The organism is Nostoc sp. S13 (genome assembly GCF_029379315.1).
Taxonomy (GTDB): Bacteria; Cyanobacteriota; Cyanobacteriia; order Cyanobacteriales; family Nostocaceae; genus Nostoc.
This window is the reverse complement of the sequence record NZ_JAQYWQ010000141.1, coordinates 1-16,580: the sequence shown is the minus strand read 5'-3', so window position 1 is coordinate 16,580 and position 16,580 is coordinate 1. Positions and strand designations below refer to the sequence as shown.

The following is a 16,580-nucleotide window of genomic DNA, read 5'->3' as shown; positions in this document are numbered from 1 at the left end:
CCGATTATTCATCCACCAGTCGTACAGAATACCTTTCCTGTATTCTGACTCCTGACGACTGGCACCTTTATTCTGTTTGATAACTAAGAATTGATTTGGGATGTAATTATGGGTACAGTATACGTCACTCAAGAAGATGCTTTTATCGGTAAAGTCGATGAACGACTCCACGTCAAATTTGATAAAAAGACGATTTTAGATGTCCCGTTAATAAAGGTGGATGGTGTTGTAGTTTTAGGACGTGCAACTGTTTCACCAGCCGCCATATCTGAACTATTAGAGCGGCATATACCTGTTACATTTCTCACAGAAACTGGTCGTTATTTGGGAAGGATAGAACCAGAAGTCAGCAAAAATATCTTTGTACGTAAGGCTCAATGGCAAGCAATAGGTGAGTCAGCCCAAGCAATTCATGTAGTACAAGGGTTTGTCCGTGGGAAGCTGAAAAACTACCGTAATTTCCTCATCCGTCGCCAACGTGAAAGCCCAGGCTTGGATTTATCTGTGAATGTAACACGTTTAGAGCAAGCGATCGCACCAATCGAGACTACTAAAAATATTAATTCACTACGTGGGTTAGAAGGTGCCGGGAGTGCTGCTTATTTCGGTTGCTTTGACCAATTAATTCGGACTACAGAGTTTAGTTTTAATAAACGTGTCCGTCGTCCTCCAACTGATCCTGTTAATTCTTTACTCAGCTTTGGCTATTCATTATTGCGCCATGACATTCAAGGTGCAGTCAACATTGCTGGATTTGATCCATATTTAGGATACCTACATTGCGAACGCTATGGTAGACCGTCATTAGCATTAGACTTAATGGAAGAATTTCGCCCCTTAATAGTAGATGCAATAGTATTATCTACATTGAATAAGCAATTGTTGGCAAAAGCAGATTTTATCACAGAACCGTTGAGTGGCGCAGTTTCTTTAACCCCAGAAGGGCGAAAAAGATTTTTGCAACAATACGCGCAAAAGAAACAATCCGAGTTTAAACATCCTGTATTAGGACGCAAATGTAGTTACCAAGAAGCATTTGAACTACAGGCTCGATTATTAGCAAAATATTTGATGGGTGAAACGGAAAAATATCCACCATTGGTTTTGAAATAGAAACTGGAGAATAAAAGTAGCGATGAATGTGATTGTGTCGTATGATATTTCCGAAGATAAACGCCGCACTAAAATTCACAAAGTTCTCAAGTCCTATGGACAGTGGGTACAGTATAGTGTATTTGAATGCTACCTGACCGATACTCAGTACGCCAAATTGCGATCGCGCTTGAACAAGTTAATCAACCCTGAAAGCGATAGTATCCTGTTTTACTTCCTATGTGCCTGCTGTGTGAGTAAAGTTGAACGTATTGGTGGGGAAAAAATTCGTGATGACACTATTTTTTTTGCTGAATGCGCGGATGGGTAGATGTTTAAAACGAGATTGATGAAAGGGTGCTTCAAATCCCACTGGTGCAAGAGTTTTGGGGGAAATAGTCACTAAAGTACCCGCGCACCTTACACAGACTAGGTTTTAGTTATTTTCCTAAAAATTAATGTCAATTCTCCATGCTATGATTAGCTCATTCGCGCTACAGAACCTTGAAAACCCAATACAGACTATATTTTAGGCAGTCGCAGTTGAAATTTCATTAACTCCCTATTAGGGATTGAAACGTATCCCAGCGAAGACATCATGATTACTATCTCGGGTTGAAATTTCATTAACTCCCTATTAGGGATTGAAACTCGTCCTGCAAGTATTGTCCTTCGGGTGTAGGCTCAGCGGTTGAAATTTCATTAACTCCCTATTAGGGATTGAAACATCTTGTGACACCGGATGTGCTAGGTATTCAGTTGAAATTTCATTAACTCCCTATTAGGGATTGAAACTGCCATAAATGTAATCTCCGCTAATCGTTTGCATTGGTTGAAATTTCATTAACTCCCTATTAGGGATTGAAACGCAACATCGCGACACTGCCACTTTCCGCCGATTCTAGGTTGAAATTTCATTAACTCCCTATTAGGGATTGAAACCTATGGGGATAGCAATCATCATTTGAATAGTATTAGTTGAAATTTCATTAACTCCCTATTAGGGATTGAAACAACTATTCCAGCTAGTACGCTTTCTGCGGTATTACGTTGAAATTTCATTAACTCCCTATTAGGGATTGAAACACGGAACTACGTTACAAACAGACAAGCTTGCATACGTTGAAATTTCATTAACTCCCTATTAGGGATTGAAACATTAAACCAACCTACACTACTGTCATTCAATCCGTTGAAATTTCATTAACTCCCTATTAGGGATTGAAACAGCAGTAGACATCATCCAAGACTGCATAGAAAACGGGTTGAAATTTCATTAACTCCCTATTAGGGATTGAAACGTCAAGGGTCCACATGCGTAGCATTACGCCTACGGCGATAGGGTTGAAATTTCATTAACTCCCTATTAGGGATTGAAACCATTAGCGCAATTGCAGTCAGTGCTTTGTGCTGAGTTGAAATTTCATTAACTCCCTATTAGGGATTGAAACCTGTGGTAACGGCAAGGACACGGCGAACGTCGTTGAAATTTCATTAACTCCCTATTAGGGATTGAAACGTTGAATACGCAGCAGATAGTGACACCCCTCCCGAGTTGAAATTTCATTAACTCCCTATTAGGGATTGAAACGAGAAATTTACTTACAGCGGAATTAGGGCTAAGGTTGAAATTTCATTAACTCCCTATTAGGGATTGAAACATGGCTTACAGCGCGTGGGTGGAAGTATCTTAGCAGGTTGAAATTTCATTAACTCCCTATTAGGGATTGAAACAAACCGTCTGCCTTTTTAAATGGCATAAGATTTGTTGAAATTTCATTAACTCCCTATTAGGGATTGAAACTACCCTATAACCTTTTGGTCGCCATCAATGAATAACGTGTTGAAATTTCATTAACTCCCTATTAGGGATTGAAACAAAACCGAAAAGTGGCATACCTTCCTCCTTAACTGGTTGAAATTTCATTAACTCCCTATTAGGGATTGAAACAAAGTAGCAAGGCGTACCTAACATCCCCGTACTTCGTTGAAATTTCATTAACTCCCTATTAGGGATTGAAACACAAACTGTTACTGCTACAACCACCCCGGTAATGTTGAAATTTCATTAACTCCCTATTAGGGATTGAAACACGACACACAAAAACCTTTCCTAATGTGGACATAGTTGAAATTTCATTAACTCCCTATTAGGGATTGAAACACTTGAAATTGTGGGCAAGTTTCACCAACTCCGGGTGTTGAAATTTCATTAACTCCCTATTAGGGATTGAAACTTATAACCCGAACCAAGGTTTCGTTGCTCTTAAGTTGAAATTTCATTAACTCCCTATTAGGGATTGAAACCAGTAAATCCCTGTACTCAATACCCCATCGCCTTGGAGGTTGAAATTTCATTAACTCCCTATTAGGGATTGAAACTAATTATTAGCCTGATGTATAAAACCCACATTTCGCACTTCATAATGTATCATTAAATGTTACGCAATGGCTCTCTGGCACTAGTAAATCAATAGTTACCTACTTGAGCAAATGGCAAATCTTGGCGTAAACGCTGATTGTCTACTGTGACAATACCCTGAAAGCGAAAGTGTTGGAACGATCGCTGTGGTAAATTTTTAAGAGTCCTGTCTGTTCGCCCTATCTCCTCAATATCCACACTATGAAAATCGACCGATTGCAGGAACTCAAACAAAAGCTGACCCATGAAGCAGACTTGTCCCATATCTGGTCATTTTATATGGATCATTTTGCGGATCAGCCGGAATTTACTGACCTGGGTGAGCCTCTTTATAATGAATACCTAGATGCTATCCTCCACAAAACTTGTCAGCAGATGTTTGGCAGGGCAATCAAGATTACTGGCTTTTTCCTGATCTACATTCCAAACTATCGTTTATTTCATGGACCTTTCCAAGTTGAAGGACGTATTGGGGGTATGATTTATTTCGAGGATATAAAAACTGGGTTACTTGCAGTGTCGGCGGATTATCCCGCTACCGATGCGGTTAAGTATTCACGTTTTTCTGAAATAATTCAACTGTCGGCTCCTAATGGCAACGATGTCTACGACGGGCTACGCCTACGCAATTGAGAGAAACATAACCTATATGTGTTTTCAAGAAATGCGATCGCGCCTGTAATTTCTCATTACGGCAAACCCTTTACCCGCATCAAATCCAATTCCCGTTCAAATATTTCATCAATTGGCAACATTTGACCATCAACAGTCATAAATTTATGGTCTTTTGTTGCTCGAATCAAGGAACCATCTTCCAAACAATATTCAAACACCTCTTGTTGTCCGCGATCGTGCCATTGTGCCACAGGTTGCGTATAAATATTTCCATTATTATCAACGCTGTACACAGTACATTCAATGCGTTTTTCGACAATTTCCCCAATCGGCATAAATCCATATTCTACTGTCAAGATTTCCGTGTCATAACTTAAACAATATTCAGCAAACTTCAACATTTGCTCAAATAATTCATCCGCAACTTTTTTCTGAACACCATTTTTCGCTGCGCCATCCACGAATTTTTCTCGCTGCTTTTGCATCTCAGAAACTTTCTTTTTACCCATCGCCCGGCGCAGCAAGTCAGCTTGTCCTAATGTATATCCAGCCATATCTTGAGCAATTTTCATGATTTGCTCTTGATAGACCATAATTCCATAGGTTTCGTCTAATATTGGTTCTAGAATGGTGTGTTGATAATCAATTGTTTCTCGACCATGTTTGCGGTTAATAAATTTCGGAATCAGCCCCGCATCTAATGGCCCAGGTCGATAAAGTGCCAAAATTGAAGAAATATCTTCTATATTAGAAGGCTTCAAATCTCGGACAATCTGACGCATCCCAGAAGACTCTAATTGAAATATCCCTTCTAACTCACCTGCTTCTAATAGTTCATAGGTTTTTTGGACATCTTTTGGTAGAGTACTATGTTCACCTTTAGCTAATATCTTTTGCGCTTTTCTTTCCTGGCGGGGAATTTCATCAGGATCAACCCGATATCCTCTCGTTTCTTGAATTAAATCAACGGTTCTTTGAATCAGCGTCAGGTTCCGTAAACCTAGAAAATCCATTTTTAACAAACCCATTGATTCCAGGTCTTCCATGAAATACTGGGTAATTACAGAACCGTCATTATTCTTCTGTAGCGGCACAATTTCATCAAGTGGATCGGCAGAAATTACCACACCTGCTGCATGAACACCAAAAGTTTTGTTAGTTCCTTCAATTCGCATCGCCATATCAAGCCAATGGCGAACATGCGGTTCTTTATCATATTTCTCTTTAAACTCTAGTTCTGGGGTTTGATTAGAAATCATCACCTTGAGTTTTGTTGGTTTCCCGCGCACCACAGGAATTAGTTTCGCCATTTTGTCAGCTTCCCCATAGGGAATATTCAATACTCTGGCGACATCTTTCAAAACAGCTTTAGAAGTTAGGCGGTTAAAAGTAATAATTTGGGCAACTCTATCTGCACCATATTTCTCAGTTACATATTCAATAACTTTATCCCGTTGTTCAATACAGAAATCTGTATCAATATCAGGCATGGATTTACGTTCTGGGTTCAAGAAACGCTCAAATAGTAAACCATGATGTACAGGGTCAATGTTAGTAATTCGCATTGCATAAGCAACTAATGAACCAGCCGCCGAACCCCGACCTGGCCCCACAGGAATATTATTATCTCTAGCAAATTTGATGTAGTCCCATACAACTAAAAAGTATTTGGAAAAACCCATCTGCTGAATCATTTTCAGTTCGTATTCCAATCTTTCTTTATAGACGGAATCGACTTCCTGACGAGATTTACGATTTAACCTTTCTAAAAGTCCGTTCCATGCAACATCTTCGGCGTAAGTATCAGCAGTATGACCAGAAGGAATGGGGGGTGTAGGAATCTGAGGCTCACCCATAATATGGTAAGGCTCGACTTTATCGGCGACTTCTTCAGTAGTGGCGATCGCTTCGCTAATCACATCATCGGGCAAATGGTCACGAAATAGCTGCTGCATCTCCTCACCAGATTTGAGATACTCTGTGCCGCTATAACGCATTCGCTTATCTTCAATAATTAGCTTGTGAGTCTGAATACATAGCAAAGCATCGTGGGCTTCAACGTCAAAACATGAAATAAAATGAGAATCATTGGTAGCAACAAATTTAATCCCTAGCTCCCGCGCAATTTTGACAATTTCAACATTAACAATTCGGTCTTCTTGGGAGCCGTGGTCTTGAATTTCTAGATAATAATCATCACCAAATACATCTTTATACCACTGAGCAACTTTTCGGGCTGCATCTGGTCTACCACTGAGAATCGCTTGCGGAACTTCTCCACCCAAGCAAGCACTAGTGACAATCAAGCCTTCATGATATTCTTTGAGTAAATCTTTATTAATACAAGGACGAGAAAAAATTCCTTGACCTTGAACACCTTTCAGGTGAGAGATTGTGGTTAATTTGACTAAATTTTTATAACCTTTAGTATTTTTAGCTAAAACAACTTGATGATATTTGGGGCGGCGTTCTTGTTTCTGAATATCGCCGTTAATTACATACATTTCATTGCCGATAATCGGCTTAATATTTTGACTACGGCAGATTTTGATCAGTTCAATAGCGCCATACATGACACCATGATCTGTAAGGGCGATCGCTTTCATCCCCAGTGCGATCGCTTGATCCACCAACTCTGGTAGCTGACTTGCTCCATCGAGTAGACTATAGTCACTGTGAATATGTAAAGGTACAAAGGACATAAGCAATTCAAAATGAAAAAATACAGCACAGCAAGCATTAGAGCTACTGATAAAATACAGTTTCAATGCTAATCAGCTGATCTCTAGGGGTCTACCCAGTCGCATACCCTTTCGAGCCTGATTTTACAAAGCAACGGGATCTTAGATTAACTTGTTTCCGAAATTTTCACTTCCGAAAGTGAAGTTTTAATAGTTACAGCAATTAACCAGTATCTAGCCAATGAGTCAAACAGAGAGCAATACTTCGCCTAAAACCAAAGCTAGCCCTTGGTGGCAGCGTATCCCTCTCACTTTACAAATTGTCATCGCCTTAGTAGTGGCAGTCAGCGTCGGAATTGCCCTTGGTGCAGGGAATCCCAATCCCAGCAATGCCGTCTTAATCAACAATTTAGCAATTCCGGCTGAATTGGTGTTAAAGGCTCTTCGTGCCTTGGCTACACCCCTGATTCTGGTAGCGGTGCTGCATACCTTGATGACTACCAACATCCCTGGTACAGCCGGACGGCGGCTGGCAGTGCTACTTTTAACTAACACTACCGTAGCTATTTTAGTGGGACTTTTGGTAGCAAATGTGCTGCATCCGGGGACTTGGGGGAATGTAGCCACCTCAACAACTACACAAATAACTCCTCAGAATCTTGACCCTTGGGGAATACTCAAAGATGCTGTACCGGAAGCTGTCCTGAAACCATTAGTTGATAATAATGTCATCCAACTAATTGTGATTGCCCTGAGTTTTGGCATCGTCCTGCGGGGATTAAAATCTGAACAACTTGCCCAAGGGAAAAAAGGATACCAGTCGATAGAGGATGTGATCGGGATTTTATTTGAAGCGGTAGTGGGTGTCCTCAACTGGGTAATTGCCTTAGTGCCTTTCGCAGTCTTTGGGATTGTTGCTAAAACTGTTGCTATGCAAGGATTTACACCGTTTAAATCCTTGGGTGCATTTATCGTGGCGGTGCTGTTAGCACTGGTATTGCAGGCGTGCTACTACCTCATCAGAGTAAAATTTGGTTCTTGGGTACACCCACTAAAATTCCTCGCTGGCGGTTCTGATGCCTTTTTGACAGCTTTCTCAACTTCTTCCTCGGCGGCGGCAATGCCCGTAACCTTTGAGGTTTTGCAAACAAAAGTCGGTTTAAGGGAATCTTCTGCTGCTTTGGGGGCATTAGTAGGGGCAAATTTCAATAATGATGGTACTGCCCTTTATGAAGCAATGTCTGCGTTGTTTATTTCCCAACTAATTGGGCAACATCTAAATCTGGGACAGCAGTTAATTGTCATCCTTACCTCGATTTTTGCATCCGTAGGTGCAGCAAATATTCCTAATGCTGGATTAGTAACGATGACACTGGTGTTCACTTCTGTAGGCTTACCTACCCAGTACATTGCTTTGCTAGTTACTGTAGACTGGTTTCTGGATCGCTGCCGCACTGCGATTAATGTCATGGGAGATATGACTGTTAGTGCTTTACTTGACGGCAAAAAGCCACGTTCTGTAGACGAGGCTTAGTTTGCCAGCTTTTAGTTGAGTGCAGCAGCTTTTCAGATATCTAATGCTGTTGAGGCCCTTTGGCGTCACATTCTTTAGTCCAGCAGCGTTCTATAAGTTGAAGACGCCAGATCAATGCAAAGCGATGGGGATTCAATACCAATTTAGTATTGTGACTAAATAAGGGCTGGTTCAGATACTGCCAAAGGGGAAATTTAATCTTGGTGTGTTTTGGAGCCATAAGAACAACAAAATATTATAAAAATTTAGTGGTAATAGTTAACATTTTGTCTCGGAACTGCTTGATACTGTTTTTCTAATTAAAGGCTACACTGTGTTTTTACAATTGTCTTGGTGGCAATTGCGGAATTTCAGAAAGTGAATTCATGTTATTTCCGGTTTAATACTGAAATTACACGCATCATTTTTCTGATGTTGGCTCCAAAGCCATTGCTCTTGCTAATCACCACGTAGCTCTTGGCAGGCGACTCGATGGTGTCAGGGGAGACACTAAATGCCGTAATAATCAGGTCATCGAAGCCATCACCATTCACATCTCCGGCATTGCTGGCAAAATAACTGAGTTGTTGATTCCTCTTAAAATTGTGGATTGCTTCTCATCCCACTGTTACGACTCGTCGAATTTCGTCGCTGCGAAACCCGATCGCCACTGGGCAGATCACAATAATCTGCCCAGAAAATTAACATTTAGCTATGGACAAAAAAAACTGGGACGGGCAAGATGCCCATCCCACAAGAAAAAAGAGAATTTTCTCATAAAAGACCTTGGCTATGTTTGAGCTAAAGTCGCTGTTTAGGTTAAATTTCTGACTATCTAATAATGAGTGCCCGTTTTGCGATGGTTGATGGCAGTAACATCATCAGGCTTGAGTAATTTACCTTCATCGACAGTTGCATACACAACCCAATGATCGCCACATTCCAGACGTTGGTTGACTGAGCATTCCAAATATGCTAGTGCGTCGGTAAGGACGGTACAGCCGTTATCTGCAACTGCTGTACTAAAGTTGGCAAATCGGTCTTCCCCAGGCGCAAAAGATTTACGGAAATGCTTCATGTAATCTTGATGATTGCCTTCAGGTAAGATATTTAAAGCAAACTTACCGCCTGGATACATTAAAGATTCGATCGCTCGGTCTTTAGCGATCGCAACAGTTAGTCCAGGTGGGTTGAAGGTGGCTTGAGAAACCCAAGCGCCTAGCATTCCGGTGGACACTTCTCCTTGTTTCGCTGTCACCACGCAAACGGAACCAACAATCCGACCAACAGCCTGTTCCACTGGAGTAGCAGTTTGTTGTGGTACGCGTACCTTTTTAGCCTTTTTCAGTGCTTGGGCAAAGTCTGTACCTAGTTCTTCACAGAACTTGAGAGTGACATCATCAGGTTTAAATTTGACCTTGAGGGTGTCAAAGCCAAAGCGATATCCAGCATCCCGGAGTTTACCTTCGATTAAGTCAAATGCTTCGCCACTCCAACCATAAGAACCAAATACCCCAGCAAGTTTGCTGTTGTCACCGCTTGATAGCACAATCCCTAAAGCAGTATGAATGGGAGTTGGCGCATGACCGCCAATGGTGGGAGAACCGATGATAAAACCGTCTGACTGTCCTAGGTTAGTCCGAATTTCATCAGGGGTCGCAAATTCGCAGTTGATCGATTTGACTGCGACTCCACCTTTAGTTAATCCCAGAGCGATCGCTTGTGCTAAAGTCGCCGTATTCCCGTAAGCTGAAGCATAAAGTAGGGCAACGGAAATCTCGCGATCGTTGTGAGCGCGACTCCATTCTCCATAAGCTTTGGTAAGTTCAATTAAGCTGGTGCGTACTAAGGGCCCATGACCCACAGCATACATTCTCACTTGCAAATCTGATATTTTCTCCAAAGCTGCTTCCACATGAGGAGCTTGGGGAGCCATCAGGCAGTTAAAGTAGTAACGCTGGTCTTCTTTGAGGGCTTCCCAGTTATCATCAAAGACTTCATCACCACAGAGATGAGTTGCAAATAACTTATCTGTGTAAAGAATTTGGGTTTGCTGGTCATAAGTACAAAGTCCTTCCGGCCAACGTGGACTGGGAGTGGGGAGGAATTTTAAAACATGACCCTTGCCTAAATCCAGAGTTTCTTTCCCCCGCATCACCAAGACTTTCAAATCTTGCTCTAGGAAAGCAGCACGCAAATTGTTCGCACCGGGAAGAGAACAGACAAAAGTTACCTGTGGTGCCAGTTCTAAAATTGCTTTGAGGGTTGCAACTCGGTTGGGATTAAAATGACCCAGAATGATATAATCCAAACTTTGCAAATCTAAAGTCTGCCGCAATGCCTCTAAATAAATTTCGGTAAAGCTTTCTGGGGGTGGATCAATAAGTGCGGTTTTATCAGCTTCAATTAAATAGCAATTGGAGGTAGTACCTCTTTCAAGTGCGTATTCAATTTCAAACCGCAGACGTGACCAACTACGTGCTCTGATAGCCTTAGTATTTGTAGCAATTGGTAGAACTTGGACGTCGCGTGGCTTGGAATTGGTCATAGCTGTTTAAAGTTGGGGAATTGGGCATTGGGCATTGGGAATAGGGCATTGGGCATTAGGAATAGGGACTGGGAACAAGGAGAATACCCCATGCCCCATGTCCCATGCCCCATGCCCAATCTTTAGTAGTAATTACCTACTTTGCGATGGCGAACGGCTGTTATTCCATCGTTTTTGGAAACACGACCTTCTTGGACGGTGCAGTATAAAATCCAGTGGTCGCTGCATTCCATGCTGGTCTGTATTTCACATTCCATGTATGCCAAAGCATCAGTTAGAATCGGCGAACCGTTTTTCGCGGTTTGAGTTTTCACTCCAGCAAAGCGGTCAGCACCGGGATGCAAGCGCTTGAGAAAGTGTTTCTTGAGTTCTTGATAATTGCCTTCTTCTAAAACGTTGAGGACGAAGCGATCGCCTACTTGCATTAAGGAATCAATGGCGCGGTCTTTGGCAACGGCAATTGTGAATCCTAATGGTTGCAAACTCGCTTGCGTTACCCAGGATGCCAGCATTGCACTTGACACATTTCCTTTTTTAGTGGTGACTATATACAGTCCACTGCTAATCCGACCCAGCGCCTTTTCCATGTTGACATCAAGGGATTTGATTTGCTTGATGTTGCGATCGCGCACTAGCAATTGTCCGATGTCTTTACCCGCTTCTTCACACAACTGGAATGTTGATGCGGTGGGAACCTCTTTAATCCGAATCGCTGGGAAGGCTTCTTTGATGCCAGAGTTGAGAAATTGTCTGCGGAGTGTATCAATGGGTTCGTCATCCCCACCGTAACACTCAAACAGCCCAATCACTTGCTTGTTCTTGGCGACTGCTAGCAGCGAACTGATACTAGCTTGGGCGGCGGCGGCGCTAGTCGGAGGCATACCAATAATGATGCCAGCTGCTCTCCCGGCTAGTTCTTGAATTTCTTGGCTCTCAGCAGTACTCAAATCCAGTACTTCTACGCCAACGCCGGTTTTCAGTATACCTTCGGCAATTGCGTGACCAAGGCGCTCACCATACCCGTAATCTGAGACAAAAAACAAGCCAACTGTTGTTTCTGCTTTAGCTTGTTTTTGACTCCAATTTTCGTAGCACCCAGTTAGAACATCTAGATGGTGATATAGTAATGGCCCGTGACCGTTAGCAATAATATTAATCTTCCCTAGTTCGCTCATCCGCTTCATGGCATTCACCAAAGAACGAGCGTTAGGGCCCATCAAACAGTCGTAGTAAAATCTAAAGTCAGCTTCGATCGCTTCTAAATCTTCGTCGAAGGTGCGATCATCACAGAAATGCATCCCAAAAGCATCGCAGGTGTAAAGGATTTGGGTTTTGCGGTCAAAGCTAAAGATTGTATCCGGCCAGTGCAGGTTAGGCGCACTCACGAATTCTATTTCGTGTCCTTTGCCGATATCTATGCGATCGCCAGTTTTTACAACCCGCTTAGAAAAAGGATCGTGTACTAACCCTTCCAAAAACTGAAGCGCAACTTTTGAGGCTAAGACAGTGGCTCTAGGAGCTAATTGGAGGACATCTTCTACTAAGCCGCTATGGTCTGGCTCTGTGTGACTGACAATTATGTAATCAATTGTTTTGGGGTTAACAAGACCTTTGAGAGTCTCCAAATACAGATCGCGAAACTTCTGGTGAGAAGTATCAATCAAAACTGTTTGTTCACCCCTAATTAGATATGAATTGTAGGTTGTGCCGTTTTGCAGTCCGAATTCGATATCGAAGCGATCGCGGTCCCAATCAAGAGAGCGAATCGCCGTTGTGTTAGGGGCAATTTCTACAGTTTGTATAGTTAGCCGATGTTGAACGTTCTCTGCGTTGGCCTTGCCGGTCGTAGACATCGCTACCATTATTCGTCTCCGAGCGCAAATTAACAGGTTTTTCTTCTGCCCCCATTGTCGCGATTATTCTTTTTTTGAGTTGTAATGAATATCAGTTTTTGAAAAATTTAACTTGTATCAATTATTGCTGTTTTTTCGCAAAAAATATGACTTACGAAATCTACTAAATATTAATGTATTTCTAGAGATTTACGGAGTATTAGTTTTGCTACTCATCTGGTTTTATCCTAATTCAAAAATATCATGTTCATCATATTATTTGACAATAAAAACTTAAAAATTTAAAAATATCACACATCCACGACTGTTAGAGAACCTTTCTTTTTGAAAATGACCTATGAATGCTAAGGACATACCACAATTACAAAGAAATTTTATAATTGTGGCGCAGAATATTGGGCGATCGCAAAATCGATGTCTTAAGAGAATAGAAAAAGTTACTTTTTTTGAAGTCCTTTGTTATAACTAAGTAGGAAAGGTAGGAAAAGTAGGAAAGGTAGGAAAGGTAGGACAAATTTTCCCCACATTTTAAATATCTATCAAATAAGCTGTTATTACTATTTTTTCCAATGGGTGTTAGATATATTGTTGTCTCAAGCAAGAATCTGGTTACGTAAAATATAAATTTTATGTAAAGTAGAGAAAACAGATGTCTTTTGGGAGATAATCAAGGATAAGTTTCTGAAACGAGTTGAATAAAAATAACTGGGACTGTATATCTTTTTCTGCTCATTAAAGTAGAAACTAGGGTAAAAATCATTTTTAAAGTTTCGATGAATGACGGTAACAATACGAATAATCTAATAATTTTAATGATACAGTTTCTTTATTATCAACCTAAGCATTAATCAAGACAAAGCCAACAAATTATTTTCATCATAGCCATAAGCTACGGTGTCTAGCTATTCAATATACATACCCGTACAGACTAAGGGTGTCGTTTTTTGTGTACCTAACTATTTACGAAAATTCATTGCGGATGAGAAATTACAAATATTAACAATCTTTTCAAGCTAATACTTCGCGCATAACAGCCATAGGGCTAAACTTCGGCATACTTAATACTTGTTATTCCATTTGCAAATGTATTATTAAATACATGCCGTAGTAAATATAGAGGCGTGAATAGACATAACAATGCCAAAAATTGACTGTGTGAAAGGTTATCGTTTATGGGATGCCGATTGAAAGTCTTTCTAAATGAAGAAGAAAAGCTGACTTTAGAAGAGTTAAGAAAAGCCAAAGATGTTCCTCAACGTACCAAGGATCGTGCTCAAGTTTTACTGCTGAATGCTCGCGGCTTAAAAAATGAGCATATTGCTAAAGGCTTAAACTGGGCAATTTCAACAGTACGTCAAACTCTTCATCGCTGGGAAAAGATGGGTTTAGCTGGTCTGTGGGATGCTCCTGGTCGAGGGGGAAAACCTCGATATTCGGAATCAGACTTGGTTTATCTAGAAAATTGTTTAGCTCAAGAGCCACAGACTTATAACTCAAAACAACTGGCAAAAAAACTGGCATCTGACCGTCAAGTAAGCTTGAGTGCAGACCGATTACGGCGGGTACTTAAAAAAAGAGGAAGCAGGTTTGAAAGTCCACCTACACAATCCCAGGAACAGAATAATTAGCTGATTGTTGAACGTCTCCCCTTTTCCCAAAGGGAGAAGAGAAAGCTTTACACTGCGCTATTCGCCAGTTGGACTCCAATTCATTCTGAATTCTGATTTCTGATTCCTGAATTCTGTTTAGATAAAACAAAATCCACCTAAACATTAAAGTGTTTGGTGGATTTGTTACTTATTCTTAGTGGATCCGAGCAGAGTCGAACTGCTGTCCAAATTGGGTATTGACCCCCCGCTCATTCACAGGTTTAGCCTTTCTGACCCTCAAGGCGGGAATCGTTCATTATCCCGAACGTAGGATGCTCTGATTTAATCTTAGCCAGCAAGCCAACCAGAGAACGCTTGCTAGAGCATCCGTTGGGGTTTGGTCTTCAGTCCTTAACGGAGTCAAACTAAAGACGCTCGAACCTATAAGAGGTGTTTAGGCAGCTACAAGTACTGGAGCTTCCCGACGAGCAAAGTTAACGATGTTGTTCGCATTTACTTTTTTTGCGAGCCTTTGATTTGCGAGAGGAGACTCACTCTCGACCTGAATCACAGAGCAGCGTTCGCCAACCTGTCGAAACCGTGACGGACCCATGCGCTTCATATTTCAATTATAATACGCAATTCTTGAAATGTGTTACTAGACAAAAAATTTTTGGTTCATGCCAGTACTGCTGAGAAACACATGGTATCTTTATAGGAACTTGGCTGTAGACCATAAGTGTATTTTACACATAGAGTGGTGTCTCATAACCGTTATCCATATGAGTGTTATAGAAATCTCTCTATGAGTAAGATGTGGGAATCCATACACCATGTAGTATAAAGTAGTATTTTGAGTAATATACATATATGTGCTTGATAGCTAAAATTAGCAAAGCACTATTTGAGAGTTTGTAAAAAACTACTTTTAAGGAGGTTGAGATGGCTAACAAGTTCAAAATTAAGCTGAAATTAACAGGTTTTGAATTGTAAATTGAAGGTAGTCGTGAGGATGTACCGTTTATGGCTCAAGCGGTGGGACAGCAAATGTCTGGTTTATTGCTGCCAGCGTCTAATATTGTTGAAGGTGAAATTATTGAAAATAAGGATTTACCTCAACTGGCATCTGAGGCTAAACCCAAAAGTCGGAAAAAACGCTCTAGTAGACAGTATTCCCAAACATCTACGAATTCAACGTTGAATGGAAAGGCTAAAGCATTAGCAGTAGATTGGAAGCATGATCCATCAAAATGGGGAAATCCTCAGCAAGATTGGTCTACAACTGATAAGTCCATGTGGCTTCTTTATGTAGTTTAGATAGAAGCAGAAGTCTTGGAGTTGACAGGGAGTGAAATTTCTACAACCTTCAATAAACACTTTCGACAATCAGGGCAAATTTCGACTAGTCAAATTAATCGCGACCTTGGTAGAGCAAAAGGCAAGAAGCCTGCTTTAGTTTCTGACAATGCCACTAAAAGCCCTTCAGCTTGGTTCTTGACAACTGAAGGAGAAAAATGTGTTCAACAATTAATAGCTCAAGCACGCGGTCAAATACAAAACGATTGAGCATTGCAAGATTATCGAGAACTGGACAATTTAGTCTATGGGGTTAGCTGAAATAAATTTTATCGTTCACCAAATCTCTCCTCCAATTGATAATCTACTAGCCAACCAGCTAGTAGATGAGTTCATTTCAATGGAACGTCGCTACATTCAACGTGATTGGGAACCTGCTGAGTTAGATGGAGGTCAATTCTGCGAAATCCTTGCCAGGATTTTGTATCACTTTGATTCAGGAAACCTCAATCAGTCTAAGTCCTTAGATGATTGCCTGAAATATATTGAAAACGAGCATGTTACTCACACAATGAAATCTAGATACGATGCGTTACATCTGGCGCGTGTTCTACGCACAGTTTACAAATTCAGAAGTCAACGAGGTGCTGTACATATAAGTCCTAATTACACACCAAATCATATGGACTCAAAATTTGTGACTGAATCAATACGTTGGTGCATGAATGAAGTTCTTCGTATCTTCTGGCAAGGCGATAGAGAAAAAGTAGCAAAGACAATACATGAATTGCTTCAGTTCGACGTTCCTAGTATCGGTCAATTCGAGGACATTTTACTTGTAGAGAGAACAGATTTAACTTCCGAAGAAGAAGTTCTTGTTCTTCTACACTATGCTGGAGAAATTGGTTTCAGTCGTTAAGTAGCTCAACCTAATTAAATGTAAAACGCTCGACTTGGTACTGACCTTGTAT

14 protein-coding genes, 1 other RNA gene and 1 CRISPR repeat array are annotated in these 16,580 nt (G+C 41.0%); of the genes, 8 read left to right on the top strand and 7 right to left on the bottom strand.

Annotated features, from left to right (window positions below; genetic code table 11):
• Window positions 1-108 precede the first annotated feature (108 nt).
• Window positions 109-1,113 (top strand): type I-D CRISPR-associated endonuclease Cas1d, encoded by a 1,005-nt coding sequence (cas1d, locus tag PUQ00_RS28735; protein WP_300422951.1) that lies wholly within the window; start codon window positions 109-111, stop codon window positions 1,111-1,113.
• 22 nt (window positions 1,114-1,135) lie between these two features.
• Complete coding sequence (gene cas2, locus PUQ00_RS28730; protein ID WP_300422948.1) at window positions 1,136-1,423, top strand: CRISPR-associated endonuclease Cas2; 288 nt, start codon at window positions 1,136-1,138, stop codon at window positions 1,421-1,423.
• Between the two features lie 211 nt (window positions 1,424-1,634).
• A CRISPR array of direct repeats spans window positions 1,635-3,474; the repeat unit is 37 nt; unit sequence GTTGAAATTTCATTAACTCCCTATTAGGGATTGAAAC.
• A gap of 88 nt (window positions 3,475-3,562) precedes the next feature.
• Here cas2 and PUQ00_RS28725 read toward each other — a convergent pair.
• Window positions 3,563-3,712: a hypothetical protein gene (locus PUQ00_RS28725; RefSeq protein ID WP_300422945.1), complete on the bottom strand. Its 150-nt coding sequence runs from the start codon at window positions 3,710-3,712 to the stop codon at window positions 3,563-3,565.
• Between the two features lie 3 nt (window positions 3,713-3,715).
• On the opposite strand from PUQ00_RS28725, the gene PUQ00_RS28720 reads away from it, so the two are divergent.
• Window positions 3,716-4,147, top strand: coding sequence for a hypothetical protein (locus tag PUQ00_RS28720; protein ID WP_300422942.1), 432 nt, complete (start codon window positions 3,716-3,718; stop codon window positions 4,145-4,147).
• 56 nt (window positions 4,148-4,203) lie between these two features.
• On the opposite strand, the gene PUQ00_RS28715 is transcribed toward PUQ00_RS28720, so the two are convergent.
• Window positions 4,204-6,831, bottom strand: a complete 2,628-nt coding sequence (locus tag PUQ00_RS28715) for a DNA polymerase III subunit alpha (RefSeq protein WP_300422940.1) — start codon at window positions 6,829-6,831, stop codon at window positions 4,204-4,206.
• A gap of 220 nt (window positions 6,832-7,051) precedes the next feature.
• On the opposite strand from PUQ00_RS28715, the gene PUQ00_RS28710 reads away from it, so the two are divergent.
• Entirely contained in the window at window positions 7,052-8,344 is a 1,293-nt protein-coding gene (locus PUQ00_RS28710; protein ID WP_300422939.1) for a dicarboxylate/amino acid:cation symporter, read from the top strand.
• 40 nt (window positions 8,345-8,384) lie between these two features.
• Here the strand turns inward: PUQ00_RS28710 and PUQ00_RS28705 are convergent, their stop codons facing one another.
• The 4 genes from PUQ00_RS28705 to PUQ00_RS28690 all read right to left on the bottom strand — a co-directional run bounded on the left by PUQ00_RS28705 (window position 8,385) and on the right by PUQ00_RS28690 (window position 12,733).
• Entirely contained in the window at window positions 8,385-8,564 is a 180-nt protein-coding gene (locus tag PUQ00_RS28705; RefSeq protein WP_300422937.1) for a hypothetical protein, read from the bottom strand.
• Window positions 8,565-8,712: 148 nt separating this feature from the next.
• Window positions 8,713-8,934 carry an FG-GAP repeat protein gene (locus tag PUQ00_RS28700; protein WP_300422953.1) on the bottom strand — a complete coding sequence of 74 codons (222 nt, stop codon included), beginning with the start codon at window positions 8,932-8,934 and terminating at the stop codon, window positions 8,713-8,715.
• 224 nt (window positions 8,935-9,158) lie between these two features.
• A complete protein-coding gene (locus PUQ00_RS28695; protein ID WP_300422935.1) occupies window positions 9,159-10,871 on the bottom strand; it encodes a diflavin flavoprotein in 1,713 nt (570 codons plus the stop codon).
• Between the two features lie 122 nt (window positions 10,872-10,993).
• Complete coding sequence (locus PUQ00_RS28690) at window positions 10,994-12,733, bottom strand: diflavin flavoprotein (RefSeq protein WP_300422933.1); 1,740 nt, start codon at window positions 12,731-12,733, stop codon at window positions 10,994-10,996.
• 1,175 nt (window positions 12,734-13,908) lie between these two features.
• Here PUQ00_RS28690 and PUQ00_RS28685 point away from each other — a divergent pair.
• Window positions 13,909-14,352 (top strand): helix-turn-helix domain-containing protein, encoded by a 444-nt coding sequence (locus PUQ00_RS28685; RefSeq protein ID WP_300422931.1) that lies wholly within the window; start codon window positions 13,909-13,911, stop codon window positions 14,350-14,352.
• 176 nt (window positions 14,353-14,528) lie between these two features.
• On the opposite strand, the gene ssrA is transcribed toward PUQ00_RS28685, so the two are convergent.
• Window positions 14,529-14,924: a transfer-messenger RNA gene (gene ssrA, locus PUQ00_RS28680) on the bottom strand.
• A gap of 412 nt (window positions 14,925-15,336) precedes the next feature.
• Here ssrA and PUQ00_RS28675 point away from each other — a divergent pair.
• Genes PUQ00_RS28675 through PUQ00_RS28665 form a run of 3 tightly spaced genes read left to right on the top strand, consistent with a single transcriptional unit; the run spans window position 15,337 to window position 16,528 of the window.
• Window positions 15,337-15,630, top strand: a complete 294-nt coding sequence (locus PUQ00_RS28675; protein WP_300422929.1) for a hypothetical protein — start codon at window positions 15,337-15,339, stop codon at window positions 15,628-15,630.
• Window positions 15,631-15,651: 21 nt separating this feature from the next.
• Window positions 15,652-15,879, top strand: coding sequence for a hypothetical protein (locus tag PUQ00_RS28670; protein WP_300422927.1), 228 nt, complete (start codon window positions 15,652-15,654; stop codon window positions 15,877-15,879).
• 37 nt (window positions 15,880-15,916) lie between these two features.
• Window positions 15,917-16,528, top strand: coding sequence for a hypothetical protein (locus PUQ00_RS28665; RefSeq protein WP_300422926.1), 612 nt, complete (start codon window positions 15,917-15,919; stop codon window positions 16,526-16,528).
• Window positions 16,529-16,580 lie beyond the last annotated feature (52 nt).